Raw genomic sequence first — 19,099 nt, forward strand, 5'->3', positions numbered from 1 at the left:
TGCATGAACCGTGCGCTGTTTAAAAAGATAGCTTATGTGCTTGCCGCCATCCTGGCGGTGTTGCTGTTGCTGGTGGTTTATCTGGCTGCGACGTTTAATCCTAACGATTACAAGTCCACCATCATTCAACTGGTCAAAGACAAGAAACAACGTACGCTAGACATTAAAGGCGACATCAAGCTGAGTTTCTGGCCAAAAATCGGCGCCGATTTAGGTGAAATCAGCTTGTCCGAGCATCAGTCAGAACAACAGTTTGCCGCGATTAAAAGCGCAAAAGTGGCATTGGCCGTGCTGCCCTTGCTCAAAAAAGAAATTGTCGTCGATACGGTCTATCTGGATGGCGCGCAGGTCAATGTCATCCAGCATGCTGATGGCAGCTTCAACTTTGATGATCTGCTGAGCAAAGAGGAAGAAGAGTCACAGCAGATCAACTTTGATGTGCAAGGCATTAAAATCACCAATACTGAGGCCAGTTTTACGAATGAGAAAAGCGGTGCCAAGTATTCAGTTGACCAGCTAAACCTCACCACCGGCCAAGTGGCATTGAAAAAGCCGTTTGATATCGCGACCGATTTTCATCTGACGGCAAACCAGCCCGCCGTCGATGCCAAGGCGTTGATTAAAGCCAATGTCATGGCCGATCCAGAAGCCAAGCACTTTGTGATCAAGGGCTTGGATGCGCAGCTCAAAGGCGCCATGCTGGAAGGCCAGGCAGTGACGGTCACGGCGCAAGGGGGCATTGATGTGAATGCCGCTAACACTGCTCTGGATGTTTCTGATCTCAAGCTGGCGATGCAAGGTACTTTTAAAGGTGCCGAGCGTGCAGTCAGCCTGCAGGCGCCCGCACTCGCTGTCAATCCGCAACTCATCAGCAGTGACAAGGTCACCTTGTCACTCAAGCAAAAAGATGCCAACGGCGATCTCGATCTGGCCGTGGTCTTGGCCGAATTAAAAGGCAACCAGCAAACCGTCGAAAGCAAAGGCTTGACCGCGGATGTTAGCCTGAATGCCGGTGCACGCAAGGTAGAAGGGCATTTTGCTTCGCCTGTAACCGTCAATCTGGCCGACTTGGTGTTTGAAGTGCCTGCGCTGGCAGGTAAATTTGATATTAAAGACCCCGCCTTGCCGAATGGAACCATGCAAGGGCAGTTCAAGTTGGCCCTCAGCGCAAACGTGAAGCAAGAGCAAGTTAACACCACGTTTGATTTGAGCTTGGCGGAAACCAAGCTTAATGGCGATGTGCGCGTGGCAGGGTTTGCGACGCCGCATATAGGTTTTAAAGTGCACGCCGACACCTTGAACCTGAATGCGTTGCTGGGCAAGGCCAAGCCTAAAAAAGAAACCGTTGCCAGCCCAAATGCCAATCGCGCGCAAGCAGACAAACCTGCCGATTTGAGCGCGTTAAAAACCTTATTCCTTGATGGCAGTATCAATATCGGCAAGATTTTATACAGCCCCTATACCCTGACTGGCCTGAACGTGGGCATCAAGGCCGATGGCCAGAAGCTGGCTTTGCAGGGCCTGGATGTCAAACTGGATGACAGCCGTATCCAGGGCAATGTTGGCATTAGCCAGTTTAGTAAACCGCTGTATACCTTTGATCTCAACATCGACAAGCTGGATTTGAACCGTTATCTGCCTGCTGCAGAAGCCAAGGCGAGCGAAGCGACGGCCAAGCCTGCCGAGAAAACCGCGCAAGCGGAGCAGCCGCTGGATTTGTCTGCCTTGAAGGCGCTCAATGCGCAGGGCAACATCCGCATTGGCTGGTTGAAATATGGCAAAACCGAAGCCAAAAACCTCAATATTGGACTGAAAGCGCAGGAGGGCTTGGCTAGCCTGAATCCACTCAATGCCGATGTCTATCAAGGCACGGTGCGCGGTGCCGTCAAGCTGGATGCACGTGCCACGCCTGCAGTCACCATACAGCAAAGCCTGCAAAACATCGCTGTCGGCCCGTTGTTAGTCGATACCATCAACAATGACATGCTATCTGGTAACGGCAATTTGAATGTGAACGTGACCGCGCAAGGAAATACGGTGACTGCACTAAAAAAGTCACTGGGCGGCTCGGTTGATTTACGCATGGCCGATGGCGCCGTTAAAGGGTTTGATCTGGCCGGAACTATCCGCGAGGCGAAAAGCAAGCTCAACTTGCTCAAGGGTCAATCCAGCGCAGACGCAGATAAAAGTAAAAAAACTGACTTTAGTGAGCTGACCGCCAGTTTTAATATCAAGAATGGCGTGGCTCACAATGATGATCTGGCCATGAAGGCACCGGTTTTTCGGTTGACTAAAGGCGAAAGCAAAGGCGATATTGATATAGGCAAAGAACAGATCAACTATCTCGCCAAGCCTACTTTGGTGAATTCGCTCAAGGGGCAGGGCGGTAAAGAGGCTGAGCAATTAGGCAGTCTTGGCATTCCGGTGAAGGTCACCGGTAGTTTTAGTGCGCCAAAATTCGGTGTTGATATGGCGGCTTTAGGTCAGGCACTGGCCAAATCGGTGGCTATGGACGCCTTGACTGAGAAAATCGGCGGAGACAAGGCCGAAGCTCTTAAAGGGTTGCTGAATGGAAAAACGCCGGGGAATAGCGGTAGCGAGGCTGCCAATCCTGAAGGTGGTAATAGCACTGAGCCTGCCAAGCCCGTGGACCAGCTCAAACAAAAAGCACTCAAAAAGCTGCTGAATTTTTAGGGCCAGCAGACAAGCTTTTAAGTGTGAGTGATTTTGCAGAAAAACTGATCGCCTGGCAGCAGGCGCATGGCCGCCATGATTTGCCATGGCAGCAGACGCGTGACCCTTACGCTATTTGGGTGTCAGAAATCATGTTGCAGCAAACGCAGGTGTCGGCGGTCATTGCTTATTATGATCGGTTCATGCAGCGCTTTCCTACCATTGCCAGCCTAGCCGAAGCCGAACAAGATGAAGTCATGCGCTATTGGAGCGGGCTTGGCTACTATTCACGCGCGCGCAACCTGCATCATGCCGCCCAAACCATTATGCGTGAGCATTGTGGTATTTTTCCAACAGATTTCGAGACCATCCAAACTTTAAAAGGCATCGGGCGCTCTACCGCCGCAGCGATCAGCGTGTTTGCATTTAACCAGCGGCAAACGATTCTTGATGGTAATGTGAAACGTGTATTGGCAAGGCTGTATGCTATTGAGGGTTGGCCAGGGTTACCAGAAGTAGAGAAGAAATTGTGGCAAATCGCCGAAAGTGTGTTGCCTAGCCAAGGCTTGCCCGCCTATGTGCAAGGGTTGATGGACTTTGGTGCGACCTTGTGTACGCGTAGCAAACCAAATTGTCATCGTTGCCCGATGCAGGCGAGTTGTCTGGCGTATCAGCAACAAATGGTCTATGTGCTGCCTGCCCCCAAGCCTCGTAAAGCCTTGCCAGAAAAACAGACCACGGTATTGATGATTTTAGATGCCGGGGAGATTTTGCTGGAGCGACGGCCGAACCATGGTATATGGGGCGGTTTGTGGAGTTTGCCTGAGTTGTCCCCCAGTGCGCTTGCCGTCCCCCATGTAAAAACTACCTTCGACATGGATGTGGAGCCACTGGAAACATTGCCCGTGCTCTGGCATACCTTTACACATTTCAAGCTTGAAATAACGCCACAGCCACTGCTATTGCAGGGGAGGCGACCGCCACCAGCGCCCAATCAGCAATGGCTCGCCTTGGCGGATGCTGTCGCCGCAGCGTTGCCAACCCCAATACGCACGCTGATCAAAGGGCTTCAACAATTACGCTTTTAAATGCGTAGGCCTGCAGCTTAGAGATTGGCTAGACGGAAAACATGGCTGGCCAATTCCCGCTGATTGTTTTTGAGATGTTGTAACAAGGCGTGCCCTCTGTCAGGCTTAACCAACGCTTTTTGGTAAATCAGCGGCAATTCAAAAATAGCGATTTCACGCTCTACGATGTTCAATGTTTGATGCTTGGAGCTTTCAAGCACATCAAGCAGTTTTTCATACACGTCATCTTGCACACGCGTATAAGGAAACAAAATCCAGAAGTCTGTCCCTTCCCGGCCTACCAGGTCAGATCTTCTAAAAGAGTTTTGCAGATCATGAGTTAATGACGAGAGTTGACGCAAGGCCTCAGGCGCGCCGTAGGCCTCACCCAAGCTATTGTCATCGCCATAAGCAATTTTAACCAGGGCAATATTGAAATCCTCAGAATGCCTGATCAGCACTTGGCATATCCAGTCCAAGGTCTCTACAAAGCGACTACATAACTGAATGTCCGAAATCATTCTCTTCCCCTGCGGATGCGCTTCACTTAAATAAAGGCGCACGTGTAAATTTAAATAAGCTGCAAATTGTTCCTATGCTAGCAGAAAGATATATTGATGTTGATGGGAAATCAGCTAAAAAACGGTAGCAATTCAAAAAAACACCCTAGTCCGGCAGGTGTTAGATTGTTGCAAATCTGCAACAACGTTAACTAGGACTAAGCAATTTGACGTATTCACTTGCGCCACCTAGGCCGCTTTTGCAAAAATTGCTCTGACCTTGCAGGAAATGCTTTAAGTGATTCCGCAGGAGTTATTAGAAAGAGCATTCAATGGCTCTTTACTGGAAAGCAATATCCTTACACAAGTTGTGAAAACAACATTTTTGGAGATTCGTATGAATACAAAATTGAACGTTGCAGTTGCAGCAGCTCTGTTCGCTGCCGCTACTGGCGCACAAGCTGGCATCACTATCCCAGCTGGTGACTGGACTCTGGACATCGGTGGCGTTGTTAACGCTTACTACACACACACTAGCTTCAGCGGTGACAACTCTGGTGCTGGTCCTTTGGGCTTGGGCAACGGTAATGCAGACAGCTCAGCTAACATCACTACTGGTTTGTTGCCAAACTACCTGAGCGTTTCTGGTAAAACACGTCAGAACGATCTGGATGTTGGTTTCACAATCAGCATCAACCCAGGTGCATCTACAACGAACTCTGGCCGTCAAACATCACAACAAGAAAACCGTCAAGCATTCTTGACATTTGGTGATGCTTCTTGGGGTTCTGTGAAGCTGGGTAAAGATCTGGGCATTTTCGCTTCAGACGCAATCTTGAACGACATGACATTGTTGGGCGTTGGTGCAGGCGCAGGTTCTTTGGCTGGCAACACAACTACTCTGGGCCGTATCGGTACAGGTTACATGTATGCTGACTGGAAATCTCAAGTTGCTTACACATCACCAAACTGGAATGGTTTCCAATTCACAGCTGGTGTGACTCAGGCTTGGGATGCAGTTGGTAATGGTAGTGGTACTGCTGGTTCCCTGGCAGCTTCTACAAGCGCGTTTAGCTCTACTCGTGGTGGTTCACAACCAGCCTTCGAAGGTAAAGCTTCTTATGAGTGGACTGGTGATGTAGCTGGTAAAGTTTGGGCTTCTGCTATTAGCCAAAAAGTTGACAACCTGCAATCCTTTAATGGTGTAAGTGGTACAGCAGTTTCTTTAGGTAGTGAGCGTGCTTACGCTTGGGATTTGGGTACAACCATCAAAGTTGCTGACTTTGGTCTGACAGGTTACTACTACGATGGTAAAGGTATCGGTCAAACTCTGCAATTAAACAGCGGTTTTGATGCAGCTGGTAAGCGCCGTGATTCTAAAGGCGGTTATGTACAAGGTACATACACAGTTCCTGGTGCAGGTACTAAACTGGGCTTGAGCTGGGGTCAATCTAAATTGGACGGTAACAGCGTTGACACATTCGACGAAATCAAAGACGAAATGTGGACAGTTGGTGCTTACCATCCTTTGACCAAGCACTTGAACTTGGTTGCTGAATACTCAGACGTTAAGCGCAAAATCGACAACGTTTCTGCATCTTCTTTAGAAGCTAAAGCAAAAACCATTTCATTGGGTGCTATTCTGTTCTTCTAATTTAATTGCAGTTTAACTGCGTAAATTAGTAGTCAGTAAAAACGGCAACTTCGGTTGCCGTTTTTTTATATGCATCAACTTAAATTTTTAATTGCGGCTTAATTACTATGAATTTGTATCCAGTGACAATTGTGGAAAATTTTTATGAAGATCCAGACGCTGTTCGTACTTTTGCGTTAAATCAGAAATATCAATATCGCCATCAATTAGGTAACGTTCCTTACGTTTTTCCAGGATGTAGAACCAAGGATTTGTCTGTTATTAACAAGCCCCTCTTTGAGAAGCTTAGTACCAAAATCATTTCACTTTTTCATAACTCGGAATATGAGCATATGCGTTGGGCCATTTCGACCAACTTTCAGAGTGTCAGTGAAGAATACGGCCGTGGCGTAATTCATACAGATGGGAATGCTGTTTTTGCAGCGGTGTTATATTTAAGTCCTGATGCGCCTTTGGATTCCGGGACTTCTTTATTTAGGCCCAATAAAAGCTTTGATCAGGCTTTATACGAAAAAGCACTTAAGGTGAATGATAAGCGCTTTGCAGATGGTACTGTAAAGATGGATACCGCTTATCACAGTATGTTTGATGAGATTGTGAGAATCAATAACGTTTATAACACCTTGATACTCTATGAAGGCAGACATTTTCATGCCGCAAATAACTTTTTTGGGAAGACACTAAAAGACTCACGGCTGGCGCAAGTCTTTTTTGTTAGTAGTATTGATGCGCAAAGACACAGCTCATTCCCACTTTGGCGTAGTCAGCAAGTGCACATTTAGCAATTTTAATCATCAATGCCTAGCTCCTGAATTTTGCGTGTGAGCGTATTGCGCCCCATCCCTAGCTGATTGGCAGCTTCAATCCGGCGGCCATCGGTGTGGGCGAGGGCACGGGTGATCAGGATACGCTCAAACTCTTTGGTTTTGGCGTCAAGGATATTGGTTTCTCCGCGGTTGAGCGCGTCGGTGACTTCTTGTGCCAGCGCTTCTTGCCAGGAGCCTCCGCTACTGTGTTTGCCAGTATCTTCTTTAAGCTCTGGGGGTAAGTCATTGACATCCACGTTTTGACCTGGCGCCATCACGGTGAGCCAGTGGCAGACGTTTTCGAGCTGGCGAACGTTACCGCTCCAGTTGACCGACATCAGGTATTTAATAGCTGCCTGCGACAGTTGCTTGGGCTCAACCCCCAGTTGCTGAGCACTGTGGGCGAGAAAATGCTTGGTCAGCAAGGGGATATCTTCTCTACGTTCACGCAAGGGCGGCAAGCGCAGACGAATGACGTTCAGGCGGTGAAACAAGTCTTCACGGAACAGACCTTGTTTGACGCGCTCTTCGAGGTCCTGGTGAGTGGCGGCAATCACGCGTACATTGACTTTGATTGGTTGATGTCCGCCCACGCGATAAAATTGGCCGTCGGACAAGACGCGCAACAATCTGGTTTGCAAGTCAGCAGGCATGTCACCAATTTCATCCAGAAACAAAGTGCCGTTATCTGCTTGTTCAAAGCGGCCACGTCTGGCTGCAGCGGCCCCAGTAAAAGCGCCGCGTTCATGACCAAACAATTCAGATTCTAATAAGTCTTTGGGAATCGCTGCGGTATTAATGGCGATAAATGGCTTGTCAGCCCGTGGACTGTGTCTATGCAGGGCGCTCGCGACCAGTTCTTTACCGCTGCCGGATTCGCCGTTAATGAGCACGGTGGAGTGCGAGCGACTTAGGCGGCCAATGGCACGGAAAACCTCTTGCATGGCGGGGGCCTGGCCGATGATTTCTGGCGAGGGGCCAGTGTCTTCTACGGCCTCGACAGATTGACGCATGCTTTCTTCAACGGCACGTTTGATAATTTCGATGGCCTGGTCTACATCAAACGGTTTGGCCAAATACTCGAACGCGCCACCCTGAAAGGCGGCGACAGCACTTTCGAGGTCTGAGTAGGCGGTCATGATAATGACGGGAATCTCGGGAAAGCGCTGCTTTACCTCGGATAAAAAGTCCAGGCCCGAGCCATTCGGCATGCGGATGTCACTGACAATGACTTGGGGTTGTTCACGATTTAAAGCGTTGAGGGCTTCTGCTGGGGATGAAAATGTTTTGAAATCAAAGTCCGTGCGGGCGAGTGCTTTTTCAAACACCCAGCGGATGGATTTGTCGTCGTCTAGGATCCAGATTGGCTTCATAGCTGTTTCTCGTGAATTATTGTACTGATGATTTTAATTGCGTACTTTCAATAGGTAGCAATATATGGAAGATGGTTTTACCCGGCTGTGAATCACAATCGATCATGCCATGGTGTTGGGTGATAAAGGTTTGCGCCAGCGCAAGGCCCAAGCCAGTGCCGCCTTCGCGACCAGATACCAGCGGGTAGAAAATGCGTTCTTTGATGCCGGCAGGGATGCCTGGGCCGTTATCAATAATCTCTAAATGAATCCCGACACGGTAACGTTTTCTGGCTAGCGTAATTTGGCGCTCAGCACGCGTGCGGAAAGTAATACTCGCGCCTTCGGTCTGATGCTGTTGCATCGCTTGTGCCGCATTACGCGCAATATTGAGCACGGCTTGTATCAGTTTCTCGCGATCGCCAATGAGCTCCGGTAAGCTGGTATCGTAGTCGCGGATCACGCGGATATGGTTAGGCGATTCTGCCAGTAACAGACTGCGTACGCGTTCCAGCACTTCATGAATATTGGTGGGCTCATATTTTGGCACGCGGTGAGGTGCCAGCAGTCTGTCCATGAGGCTATGTAGTCTGTCAGCCTCTTTGATAATCACCTGGGTATATTCTTTTAGGCTGGGTTGCGGCAACTCAAACTCAAGCAATTGTGCCGCACCACGCAAGCCGCCTAGCGGGTTGCGAATTTCATGCGCCAGATTCCTGAGTAATTCAGAGTTGGCTTGCTGCTGTATCAACATGCGCTCTTCACGCGCAATACGCAATTGCTGATCCATTTGCACAAACTCCAGAATCAGCATGTCTTCCGGCGTTTGGTTGAACGCGGCTGAAATAGGGGTGGCTGTGCAGGTCACGGCCGTTGTATGGCCGCGTTGGGTAGTCAGTGCAAACTCATGCTCACGATATGGGCTCTGTGTTTCTATGGCGTTGGTCACGGCCATTTGCAAAATTTCGCAATTCACAAACACGTCATGGATATGCGCCCCTTGAATCTGGTTGGCACTAAATGCAAACAGAATCTCGGCGCTGGAGTTGGCGTAAGTAACTTCTAGTTGGTTATTAAGCAAAATGACTGCCGTGGCAATATGCTCTAAACCACTAAAGCCGTTGGGAGATTTCTGTACCATGTCCTGAGCTTGTTAAAAAGAGTGAATCACGCCCTGTTTTAAAGCAAAACCCAAGCCAATTCTTGTGCACAACGCAAAAATGATTGAGAAAACTCCCAAAATGGTGCATTTAAAGATTGAGCTCTTTATTTAACAGCTCGATATTACGCTCATGCGCCTGAATTTCGGCCTCAATGACGCGCAGCTTTTCCTCATATTTGGCGACGTTTCTAAACGTTTTGCCATTCGCGCCTCTGTAGACTTCTGGCGTGTTCTGGGCTTCTTCATATAACAGGCGAGCATTCTCAAGTGCTTGTTTTTCTTGAGAAAGCTCGTTCATTAATAGCTCTCGCCGCTTTTGGTCGCGTTGATTTTGTGTCTGATTATCGACTTTGGGAAAATCGGCCGGAGAGGGTGTTTTGACATTGGCTTTTTTCTCTCTGGCAGGGGGTGGAGGCTCTGCGGTTCTGGGCCCACTAATAATGAGCTCTGCCTTGTTTTTGCCTTCGGGTTTGATATTGGTATAGGTGGTGACGCCGTTACTGTCGGTATATTTGTAAATATCTGCCCAGCTTTGGTTGCACATGAGCGCGAAGGTGCAAATGTAAAAAAATCTTTTCATGGCAATAGTTTAGAGTAGATCGTTGAGGGTATCAACGTCTGCTCGCCTAAAAACGTTGACGGAACAGCGCGTACATAAAAAAACAGGGCAGCCTGGGCTGCCCTGTTTTAGTGCGTGCTCTTGTGACTAGCAAGAGTAGTACAGACCAAATTCCACTGGGTGTGGTGTTTGGCGCAGTTTAGTGACTTCTTCCATTTTCAATGCAATGTATGCATCAATCCAGTCGTCTGAGAAAACGCCGCCGCGTGTTAAGAACTCGCGGTCTTTATCCAGATACTCCAATGCTTGTTCCAGAGATGAACATACCGTTGGGATCAATGCATCTTCTTCTGGTGGCAGATGGTACAAGTCTTTAGTCGCTGGTTCACCTGGGTGAATCTTGTTCTGAACGCCATCCAGACCAGCCATCAACAGGGCTGAGAAAGCCAAGTATGGGTTAGCAATCGGGTCTGGGAAGCGCGCTTCAACACGGCGTGCTTTGTCTGAATGCACAAATGGAATACGAATCGCAGCAGAACGGTTTTTAGCGGAGTAAGCCAATTTCACTGGTGCTTCGTAGTGCGGTACCAAGCGCTTGTAGGAGTTAGTACCTGGGTTGGTAATCGCATTCAGTGCGCGCGCATGCTTGATGATGCCGCCGATGTAGTACAGAGCGAAATCGCTCAGGCCAGCATAACCATTGCCTGCAAACAGGTTTTTACCATCTTTCCAAACGGATTGGTGAACGTGCATACCAGAGCCGTTATCGCCAAACATTGGTTTTGGCATAAATGTGGCTGTTTTACCATAAGCATGGGCTGTGTTAGTCACTACGTATTTCAGGATTTGTGTCCAGTCAGCACGTTGTACCAAGGTCGCAAACTTAGTACCGATTTCACATTGACCGGCTGTTGCCACTTCGTGGTGGTGCACTTCAACAGGCACGCCCAGTTCTTCTAAGGTCATGACCATGGCAGAGCGGATGTCATGCAATGAATCGACAGGAGGCACTGGGAAGTAGCCGCCTTTAACGCCTGGACGGTGGCCAGTGTTGCCGCCCTCGAATTTTTCACCTGAGGACCAAGCGGCCTCTTCGGAGTTGATTTTCACAAAGCTACCACCCATGGTGGCATCCCATTGTACGCTGTCAAAAATGAAGAACTCTGGCTCTGGACCAAAATAAGCAGTGTCACCCAGGCCGCTGGATTTCAGGTAGGCTTCAGCGCGTTTTGCCAGGGAGCGTGGGTCACGGTCATAGCCTTTACCATCAGTAGGGTCTACTACGTCGCAGGTCAGAACCAAGGTTGGTTCGTCAAAAAATGGATCGATGAATGCGGTGCTTGCATCAGGCATCAATTGCATGTCAGAGGCTTGAATGCCTTTCCAGCCAGCAATGGAAGAACCATCAAAGGCGTGACCTTCGGTAAATTTATCTTCGTCGAAGGCAGACACTGGCACGGTCACGTGCTGCTCTTTACCTCTGGTGTCGGTAAAACGGAAATCAACAAATTTGATGTCGTTTTCCGCAACCAGTTTCATTACGTTTGCAACGGACATTACATTCTCCTCAGTGATCAAGATCTAAAATGATTCAACTTGCGCACGCAAAAAAGGGACATGTTGCGGATGTCCCGGAACGTGAGCAAATATAAAAACACAAACTAGCAAAACAAATAGATATGTGGAATTTTTAGTTTACGAATTCCATTGAATCTTAGGATGTAATAGTAGCAGGAAGCATGCCACCCAAAAACAGGCATTTTGCATGGATATGAGATATCTGACATAAAAAAGCAAAATCAATGCGCACCAAAAAGGTGCTCAGCAACAAATTGAGCACAAAAATGGTGCTCCATGCGCTTGCGTAACTTTCACAGGTATACTCGCGGTTTGACTAGCTTATTAAAAGAACGAAGGTGTCCTTTGGAAAGTGTTGAGAAAATCTTGCAACAAGCCGCTCAGCGTGCTCAGCAAAATGGTTTGCCGTATGCCGGCGCGATGACGCCCCAGGAGGCGTATGCGCTGATTAGCCAAGATCAAAATGCGGTGTTGGTGGATGTGCGCTCACGTGCCGAGTTGGAGTTGGTTGGGCGCGTGCCGATGGCGGCCCATCTGGAATGGGCGTTTTATCCAGGCATGATTGCCAATCCTGAGTTTGCCGATCAGCTACAGGCGCTGGTTGATCCTGCGCGCACCGTCGTATTTATGTGCCGCACGGGTGGCCGCAGCCATAATGCTGCCTTGCTGGCGCAAAAACTCGGATATCCCAACGCCTATAACATGCTCGAAGGCTTTGAAGGCGAAGCGAATGAGGCCAAGCAAAGAACCCTGATCAATGGCTGGAAACATGCAGGCTTGCCCTGGTCCAACTAGGTGATCTTGCTATGTCGGTTGAAAAATACGCAGTCATTGGCCACCCGATAGCACATAGCAAATCGCCGTTGATTCACCAGGCATTTGCGCTGCAATTTGGCAAGACGATTGTTTACGAAAAGGTGTTGGCACCTCTGGATGGCTTTGCGTCCACGGTGCAGCAATTGCAGCAGCAAGGGTATGTGGGTGCAAATGTCACGGTGCCATTCAAATTTGAAGCCTATGACTTAAGCCAGACTTTATCTGAACGCGCGCAGGCGGCTGGGGCAGTGAACACCCTCAGTTTTGGCCAAACGCAAATTCAGGGCGACAATACTGATGGCTGTGGGCTGGTCAATGACATTCTCAAACATCACCAGACGGCCCTGGCCGCAAAAAAAATCTTGTTGCTGGGCGCAGGCGGCGCTGCGCAAGGTGTGATGCTGCCGTTGATTGCACAAGGCCCGGCGCAATTGACCATTGCTAACCGCACACAGGACAAGGCGCAAGCCATGCTGGATAAGTTTGCGGACGCGGGGGGGCAATGTGGCGTCTCGCTGGCTGTGACCACGTTTGCAGCACTTACCGAGACCTATGATGTGGTCATTAATGCCACTTCTGCAGGATTGACTGAAACGCCATTACAGTTTTCATCGCATGTCTTTGGCACGCATACCCTGGCTTACGACATGATGTACGGCCGGGAGACGCCGTTTATGCAGCAGGCGCGCACCGCAGGCGCACAGGTGGCAGATGGTTTGGGTATGCTCATCGAGCAGGCGGCGGAAGCGTTTTTTATCTGGCATGGATTGCGTCCTGACACGGCCCCAGTGATTCAGACATTCCGCTAATCTTCATTTCTGTCATGAAACAAAGCATCAAGCTGTTTTTCGTCCTGTTTTTGCTCTGGGTACTGTTGTATCAGGTCTGGATACTCGGCCATATTTTGTGGTGGGTAGATCACAATCCGGACGCCACTGCCTTCATGCAGGCGCGGCTGGAAGTGATGCAAGAAAGCCATCCCGAAGCCACCATACAGCAGCAGTGGGTGCCTTACGCCAAGATCAGCAACCATTTAAAACGCGCAGTGATTGCAGCGGAAGACAGCAAGTTTGTTGACCATGAAGGCTTTGACTGGGCCGGGATCGAAACCGCCTTTGAGAAAAACCTAAAGAAGGGCAAAATCGTCGCTGGCGGCTCCACCATCAGTCAGCAACTGGCCAAGAATTTGTTTTTATCCGGGCATCGCACGCCCTGGCGTAAAGCACAAGAAGCGGTGATTACCTTTATGCTGGAAAAGCTCATGACCAAGCGCCGGATTCTGGAAATCTACCTGAACGTGATTGAGTGGGGCGAGGGCGTGTTCGGTGCCCAAGCGGCGGCCAAGCATTACTTTCACGCTTCGGCCGCCAGTCTGGCACCCGCCCAAGCGGCGCACTTGGCGGCCATGATTCCTAACCCGCGTTTTTATGATCTGCACCGCAGTACCCGCTATTTAAATCGCCACACCGCTACCATTCAGGCGCGCATGCGATTGGTCAAAATACCCTGATTTTACGGGCTTGATTTAGGCATGAACGTGAAACACGCCTGCATACAATGTTTGCTATCAATGGATTTGATACATCATTTCCATCGGCGGTGTATGCAGATGCATCGTCAGGCAGGTTGCATGTTGACCTTAGCCTTTGACAGCGAGATGTTTTACAAGGGTGTGAGGTAACGGCCAGGTAACTGGCCGTATTTTTTTGAACGTATCCACGCTTGCCACACCAAACTTCAGTAGGTGGCCGGTATTAACTGGACCCGATATCAAACATGGCGTCCAGATCCTGTTTGCGGTACGAGCGCAGTGACAGCATGGTTTCGGTTCTCACAATGCCGCTGATGGCAGCCAGTTGATGGGTCACCAGTGCCGAGAGTGCCTCGGGTCCGGTGACTTGTATGACGGCCACCAGGTCATATTGACCACTCACTGAATAGACTTCTGTCACTTGCGCTAATGATGCCAGGGTTTCCGCCACCGTGGCCATTTGTTGGCGCTCAGCGTTCACCAGCATAATACACGTCATCATAAGACACTCCTTTTCAAGGCCTCCGCCTGTGAGCGGCGGAGGCTAAGCCCTTCAAACGGTTTTGGTCTGTACCGGCATCTTCTGTGCAGCATGAGGCTGATGGCGTTGCAGCAGGGCCTTGTGCAAATACTGAAAATCCGCTGGATCAATCGGTAAAAACCACTGCTTGAAGCGGGTCGCGACGCCCAGCGGCAGGCGCATGTCCGATAACAACTCGTCAATATGATGCAGTGAGAACGGAATGATATTGGTGCCTTTGGAGTGTTTGCCTTCTGTACGCGCTTCCATCCATGCCAGACGTTCCTTGATTGTGCTGCGTTGTGCTTCTGCGGTCGGCAACTTCATCTTTCCACCAATCCAGTCGGCCAGCCAGTAAGCGCCTACTTCGGCATTGAGCTGGCTAAAGAATGAAGAGTTATAACCATTAAACGCCAGACCTGGCATGCCAACCGGTGCCATCGACCGGTACAGCACAAAGTTACCTTCTGCATCGGTCACATGTTTCATCACGTCATCGTTCAAAAAAGGCACACGCTGATGCCAGCCTGTCCCGCAAATCACAATGTCGGCAGGCAAACGGCGGCCATCGGTTAAATGTGCATAACGCACGCCATGCTCAATGCTAAATCCTGTGATGCTGTTTTGTTTGGCAACGTCAATATGACCCGCTTCCACGCTTTCAAAGAAACCTTCGGTGACCAGGCTGACGGTACTACGCGCAATCGATTCTAGTGGCTGGTCAGGCTTGAGGCCCAGTTTTTCGAGGCGGCATTGGCGGTTGATGACCCACTGCACCTGATTCAGCATGCTGTTACGGATCGGTTTGCCGATGCCGTGCAAAAAGCGCTCTATGCCTTTAAGGCGGATATATTTAAACAAGCCTTCGCCCATGCGCGTCAAAAACAGGTATTTGTAATTGAGCACATTCATGAGTCGTTTGGGCACTTTCCAGATCAAATGTCTGGCCACCACCGTGGTGCTCGCCGCTTGCTGGCAAACCGCTTGTGCGACATCGGTAGAAGATTTTCCGTAGCCGACAATCAGCACATGTTTGCCTTTGGCATCTGCAAGCTCCTTGAACTCGCTGGTGTGGCAAATACGGCCACCTGCGGCGGTAAATTCGGCTGCACCCGGATAGTCCGGGATCATGGGCTGCGAAAAAATTCCGTTACAGACAATTAAAAAATCAAAATGTCGCGTTTCCTCTGCTTTGCCTTCGGTCTTGACGGTGAGTTGCCAGCCTTGACCAATCGGTGTGGCCAATTTCACTTCGGTATTCAAGCTGATCAGGTGTGCAAAATTGAACTGCTTGGTATAGGCATCCAGATAGTGCTGCACCTGCTCGCCACTCGGCCACTCAGGGTAATGCTTGGGATAGGGGAAATCTGAAAAGGCATAGGTGGACTTCACATTTTGTGTGGTCAGGTTAGGGTAGCGTCTGGAGGCGCTCCACACCCCGCCGACATCAGCCTCCTTCTCAAACACCGTGACCTGGTGACCAAATGCAGTCAGCACTTTTGCTGTACTCAAACCGGCAAACCCGGCACCCACAATCGCAATATTCATACGGTTTCCTTTGCGCTTAAAAAATCATACAGGGCCTATCCCTGTATCGTCGGGTGCAGTATTGAGCGAGCAAAGTTTGCCGACTATCCAGAAACTGCCTGCACTATCCGCGTTCGGCAACAACCTGCATGCGCACTGCATTTGGCTGCGCAATGCGGATAGTCGCTGCACGGAGCGGATAGCCCCGCCGTCTGCGCTGCGAGAAAGTAGCAACCACAACGAAGGTGATCACTTGCCTTCCCACCCTTCAACCGAGCAAGCGAGACGAAAAATGGGACAAATGATAGAAATCAGCGCGCAATTCCCGGCCTTTAAAGGCTATCTGGCCCTGCCAGCCACCGGCAGCGGGCCGGGCCTGGTGTTGTGCCAGGAAATTTTTGGCGTGAATGCCAATATGCAGGCCATTGCCGACCTGTATGCCGAAGAGGGTTATATGGTGCTGGTGCCAGATTTGTACTGGCGCCTGCAGCCTGGTATTACCCTGACCGATGCAGCCGAGGATATGCCGGCCGCGTTGGGCTATTACCAGCGGTTTGATGAAGCTACCGGCATGCAGGATGTCCAATTGGCCATCAGCTGTTTGCGTGGCATGGCAGGGGCCAGTGGCAAGGTGGGTGTGCTGGGCTATTGCCTGGGCGGCAAGCTGGCTTATCTGGCGGCCAGTCAGACCGATGCCGATGTGGCGGTGGGTTACTACGGGGTAGGTATAGAGCAGGCCTTGCCACAGATGGCTGCGCTACGTTGCCCGTTAACCCTGCATATTGCTGAGAAAGATGCCTTCTGCCCACCTGCGGCCCAAGCCGAGATTCTGGCTGCAGCCAGCACACAGCCGCTGGCGAAGACCTATGTGTATGCCGGTGTAGATCATGCGTTTGCCCGCCTGGGTGGTGCGCATTACCACGCCCCCTCGGCACAAATGGCATATAGCCGCACCCTGGGCGCCTTGCGTAAAGCCATGGGGCCGGATTATGACCTGAGTGCGATTGCAGATCATCACTTTGCGCTCGAATTTGCCACCCGCGATGCCGATGCCACCATGACCACCATGGTCGCCCAGCCGTATGTGAATCATGTGCCCACAATGACGGGCGGGGTTGGCTACACCATGCTGCGTCGCTTTTATCAGCATCATTTTATTCACAACAACCCGGCAGACATGCAAATGACGCCAATTTCACGCGTGGTCGGTGCAGACCGCATGGTGGATGAGTTTGTGCTCAGTTTCACGCACAACTGCGACATTGACTGGTTGCTGCCGAATGTACCGCCGACCGGGCGCCGGATTGAAATCCCCATGCTGGTGGTGGTGACTTTCCGCGGTGACAAGCTGTTTAACGAACATATTTACTGGGATCAGGCCAGCGTGCTGGTGCAAGCGGGGCTGCTGGATCCCGCCCTGATTCCAGCCATCTGCGGGGTAGAGCAAGCACGCAAACTGCTGGACCCCAACCTTCCTTCCAACACGCTGATGGCCAACTGGTCACTCAGCGCCAATGCATGAGGTGTGCCATGAAAGGGATCGCAAACAAAGTCGTCATCGTCACCGGCAGTGCCACGCTGATCGGTGCGGCCGTGGTCGAAGCCTTCCACGCCGCGGGCGCAAAAGTGGTGGCGGTGGATATTGATGCACGTGGGGCGACGGTGGCGGCTGGCATCAGCCCGGACATTCTGTTTTTACAAACAGACATTACCGATGATGCCGCCTTGCAACAGCTGGTGGCGACCACACAACACAACTTGGGCGGTGTAGATTTTCTGGTCAACCTGGCCTGTAGCTATGTGGACAACGGCTTTGCTGCCAGCCGCGAGGATTGGTTGCTCAGTTACAACGTCAACCTGGTGAGCAGTGTCATGCTGGCCAAAGCTTGCCATGCGGCCATGTGTCAGCGTGGCGGTGGCGCCATCGTGCATTTTTCCAGCATCTCAGCCAGCGCTGCGCAAACCGGCCGTTGGCTATATCCGGCCAGCAAGGCCGCAACTGAACAACTGACGCGCAGCATGGCGATTGATCTGGCCAGTGACCATATCCGGGTCAATGCGGTGGCCCCCGGCTGGATCTGGTCACGCGTCATGGACGAGCTGACGGGAGGCAACCGCGCCAAAACCGATGCCGTGGCTGCGCCTTTCCATGCCCTGAAACGCGTAGGTGACCCGCAGGAAGTCGCCGATGTGGTGCTGTTTTTATGTTCTGACCATGCCTCGTTTGTTACGGGCGCCGTGTATGCCGTCGATGGTGGCTACAGCGCGATGGGCCCCGAGCAGGCAGAGCCCGCCATTCCCAAGCTGGCGGATTGATATTGATACCCAGATTTTTTAAACGATTGAATCTCACTCTGAAAGGAACCCCTCGATGAACCTCCTCTCCTCTTGCAGTAAACCCCTTGGTGCACTGGGTCTGGCACTGGCCACCACCAGCTTACCCATGCTTGCCCACGCCTACGATTTGCCCCCAATCAACCTTGGGTTCACCAGCTTTTTGGATGGTGCCCCGCCCGCAGGCAATGGCTGGTATTTCAGCCAATACGTGCAGCAATACCATGCCGACAAGTTCAAGGATAACGCGGGCAATAGTCTAGGCTTGCCTAACCCCAAAGTGGATGTCACCGTCAGTCTGTCGCAAGTACTGTATATCTCGGATATCGAAGTCGCCGGGGCTAATCTGGGCATGGATGTGATTGTGCCTGTGGTCAGTCCGCATACCAGTTATGGCGCCGCCTCCAATGCGTTCCCCAAAGCGGGTGACAGTGGCGTAGGCGATTTACTGGTCGGTCCCTTCCTGCAGTGGCCAATTGTCATGGGCGAAAAAGGGCCTAAATTCATGCAGCGCGTTGAATTACAGTTTATTTTGCCCACGGGCGAATACAGTGCTAACCGCGAAATCAACCCGGGCAGCAATGCCTGGTCGTTCAATCCTTACTGGTCAGGCACTTATTTTTTCACACCAGAATGGACTGCCTCTGTGCGTGCCCACTATTTGTGGAACGGCAAAAATGATGATCCCAACCGAGGCTTTCAAGCGCTGGGGGCCAGCAGCACCCGTGCCGGGCAGGCGTTTCATACCAACTTTGCCATGGAGTATGCCTTTACACCGCAACTGCGCTTAGGGGTCAACGGTTATTACCTCAAGCAAACCACCGATACCCAAATGAACGGTCATGACGTAACAGGTAGACGCGAGCAAGTGCTGGCGTTGGGTCTAGGCGGCATGTATAGCTTTTCCAAGCAAGATCACCTGATGTTTAACTTCTACGATGAAATGGCGGTGAAAAACCGCACCGAAGGTGAACGTTACAACCTGCGCTTTGTGCATCACTTTTAAGGATTCGAGGTCAA

At 50.8% G+C, this 19,099-nt stretch carries 17 protein-coding genes; 10 read left to right on the forward strand and 7 right to left on the reverse strand.

Annotated features, from left to right (window positions below; all coding sequences use genetic code 11):
* Nucleotides 1-3 precede the first annotated feature (3 nt).
* The gene (locus tag AACH41_RS00515; RefSeq protein ID WP_338656030.1) at nucleotides 4-2,694 is read left to right on the forward strand and encodes an AsmA family protein; all 2,691 of its coding nucleotides are present in this window, start codon (nucleotides 4-6) and stop codon (nucleotides 2,692-2,694) included.
* Between the two features lie 23 nt (nucleotides 2,695-2,717).
* The gene (mutY, locus tag AACH41_RS00520; RefSeq protein WP_338656032.1) at nucleotides 2,718-3,761 is read left to right on the forward strand and encodes an A/G-specific adenine glycosylase; all 1,044 of its coding nucleotides are present in this window, start codon (nucleotides 2,718-2,720) and stop codon (nucleotides 3,759-3,761) included.
* Nucleotides 3,762-3,778: 17 nt separating this feature from the next.
* Here mutY and AACH41_RS00525 read toward each other — a convergent pair whose 3' ends face one another.
* Entirely contained in the window at nucleotides 3,779-4,261 is a 483-nt protein-coding gene (locus AACH41_RS00525; protein WP_194749578.1) for a hypothetical protein, read from the reverse strand.
* A gap of 376 nt (nucleotides 4,262-4,637) precedes the next feature.
* On the opposite strand from AACH41_RS00525, the gene AACH41_RS00530 reads away from it, so the two are divergent.
* Together AACH41_RS00530 and AACH41_RS00535 are read left to right on the forward strand one after the other, a co-directional pair.
* Nucleotides 4,638-5,894, forward strand: a complete 1,257-nt coding sequence (locus AACH41_RS00530) for a porin (RefSeq protein WP_338657561.1) — start codon at nucleotides 4,638-4,640, stop codon at nucleotides 5,892-5,894.
* 107 nt (nucleotides 5,895-6,001) lie between these two features.
* A complete protein-coding gene (locus AACH41_RS00535; RefSeq protein WP_338656035.1) occupies nucleotides 6,002-6,676 on the forward strand; it encodes a DUF6445 family protein in 675 nt (224 codons plus the stop codon).
* A 5-nt stretch (nucleotides 6,677-6,681) separates the two neighbouring features.
* On the opposite strand, the gene ntrC is transcribed toward AACH41_RS00535, so the two are convergent.
* From ntrC to glnA, 4 genes are all read right to left on the reverse strand, one after another.
* A complete protein-coding gene (gene ntrC / locus AACH41_RS00540; RefSeq protein ID WP_194749576.1) occupies nucleotides 6,682-8,073 on the reverse strand; it encodes a nitrogen regulation protein NR(I) in 1,392 nt (463 codons plus the stop codon).
* Nucleotides 8,074-8,089: 16 nt separating this feature from the next.
* Entirely contained in the window at nucleotides 8,090-9,193 is a 1,104-nt protein-coding gene (gene glnL, locus AACH41_RS00545) for a nitrogen regulation protein NR(II) (protein ID WP_194749575.1), read from the reverse strand.
* A gap of 109 nt (nucleotides 9,194-9,302) precedes the next feature.
* Nucleotides 9,303-9,794: a DUF4124 domain-containing protein gene (locus tag AACH41_RS00550; protein WP_338656038.1), complete on the reverse strand. Its 492-nt coding sequence runs from the start codon at nucleotides 9,792-9,794 to the stop codon at nucleotides 9,303-9,305.
* A 126-nt stretch (nucleotides 9,795-9,920) separates the two neighbouring features.
* Nucleotides 9,921-11,330, reverse strand: coding sequence for a type I glutamate--ammonia ligase (glnA, locus tag AACH41_RS00555; RefSeq protein WP_194749573.1), 1,410 nt, complete (start codon nucleotides 11,328-11,330; stop codon nucleotides 9,921-9,923).
* A 366-nt stretch (nucleotides 11,331-11,696) separates the two neighbouring features.
* Between glnA and AACH41_RS00560 the strand changes: the two genes are divergently transcribed.
* From AACH41_RS00560 to mtgA, 3 genes are read left to right on the forward strand one after another with little or no spacing between them, the layout of a single operon-like run.
* Nucleotides 11,697-12,146: a rhodanese-like domain-containing protein gene (locus tag AACH41_RS00560; protein ID WP_338656040.1), complete on the forward strand. Its 450-nt coding sequence runs from the start codon at nucleotides 11,697-11,699 to the stop codon at nucleotides 12,144-12,146.
* Between the two features lie 11 nt (nucleotides 12,147-12,157).
* Nucleotides 12,158-12,976 carry a shikimate dehydrogenase gene (gene aroE, locus AACH41_RS00565; RefSeq protein WP_338656042.1) on the forward strand — a complete coding sequence of 273 codons (819 nt, stop codon included), beginning with the start codon at nucleotides 12,158-12,160 and terminating at the stop codon, nucleotides 12,974-12,976.
* Between the two features lie 14 nt (nucleotides 12,977-12,990).
* Entirely contained in the window at nucleotides 12,991-13,677 is a 687-nt protein-coding gene (gene mtgA / locus AACH41_RS00570; RefSeq protein ID WP_338656045.1) for a monofunctional biosynthetic peptidoglycan transglycosylase, read from the forward strand.
* 244 nt (nucleotides 13,678-13,921) lie between these two features.
* Here the strand turns inward: mtgA and AACH41_RS00575 are convergent, their stop codons facing one another.
* Both AACH41_RS00575 and AACH41_RS00580 read right to left on the reverse strand, forming a co-directional pair.
* Nucleotides 13,922-14,200 carry an Lrp/AsnC ligand binding domain-containing protein gene (locus tag AACH41_RS00575; RefSeq protein ID WP_338656047.1) on the reverse strand — a complete coding sequence of 93 codons (279 nt, stop codon included), beginning with the start codon at nucleotides 14,198-14,200 and terminating at the stop codon, nucleotides 13,922-13,924.
* Between the two features lie 51 nt (nucleotides 14,201-14,251).
* Complete coding sequence (locus AACH41_RS00580) at nucleotides 14,252-15,766, reverse strand: NAD(P)/FAD-dependent oxidoreductase (protein ID WP_338656048.1); 1,515 nt, start codon at nucleotides 15,764-15,766, stop codon at nucleotides 14,252-14,254.
* A 61-nt stretch (nucleotides 15,767-15,827) separates the two neighbouring features.
* On the opposite strand from AACH41_RS00580, the gene AACH41_RS00585 reads away from it, so the two are divergent.
* The 3 genes from AACH41_RS00585 to AACH41_RS00595 are packed head-to-tail and all read left to right on the forward strand — an operon-like array spanning nucleotide 15,828 to nucleotide 19,085.
* Nucleotides 15,828-17,267, forward strand: coding sequence for a dienelactone hydrolase family protein (locus tag AACH41_RS00585; RefSeq protein WP_338656050.1), 1,440 nt, complete (start codon nucleotides 15,828-15,830; stop codon nucleotides 17,265-17,267).
* Between the two features lie 8 nt (nucleotides 17,268-17,275).
* Nucleotides 17,276-18,061, forward strand: coding sequence for an SDR family oxidoreductase (locus tag AACH41_RS00590; RefSeq protein ID WP_338656052.1), 786 nt, complete (start codon nucleotides 17,276-17,278; stop codon nucleotides 18,059-18,061).
* Nucleotides 18,062-18,116: 55 nt separating this feature from the next.
* On the forward strand, nucleotides 18,117-19,085 hold the full coding sequence (locus AACH41_RS00595) for a transporter (RefSeq protein ID WP_338656054.1): 969 nt from the start codon (nucleotides 18,117-18,119) through the stop codon (nucleotides 19,083-19,085).
* Nucleotides 19,086-19,099 lie beyond the last annotated feature (14 nt).

Origin of the sequence: Methylophilus sp. DW102, from assembly GCF_037076555.1 — a bacterium.
Classification (GTDB): Bacteria; Pseudomonadota; Gammaproteobacteria; order Burkholderiales; family Methylophilaceae; genus Methylophilus; species Methylophilus glucosoxydans.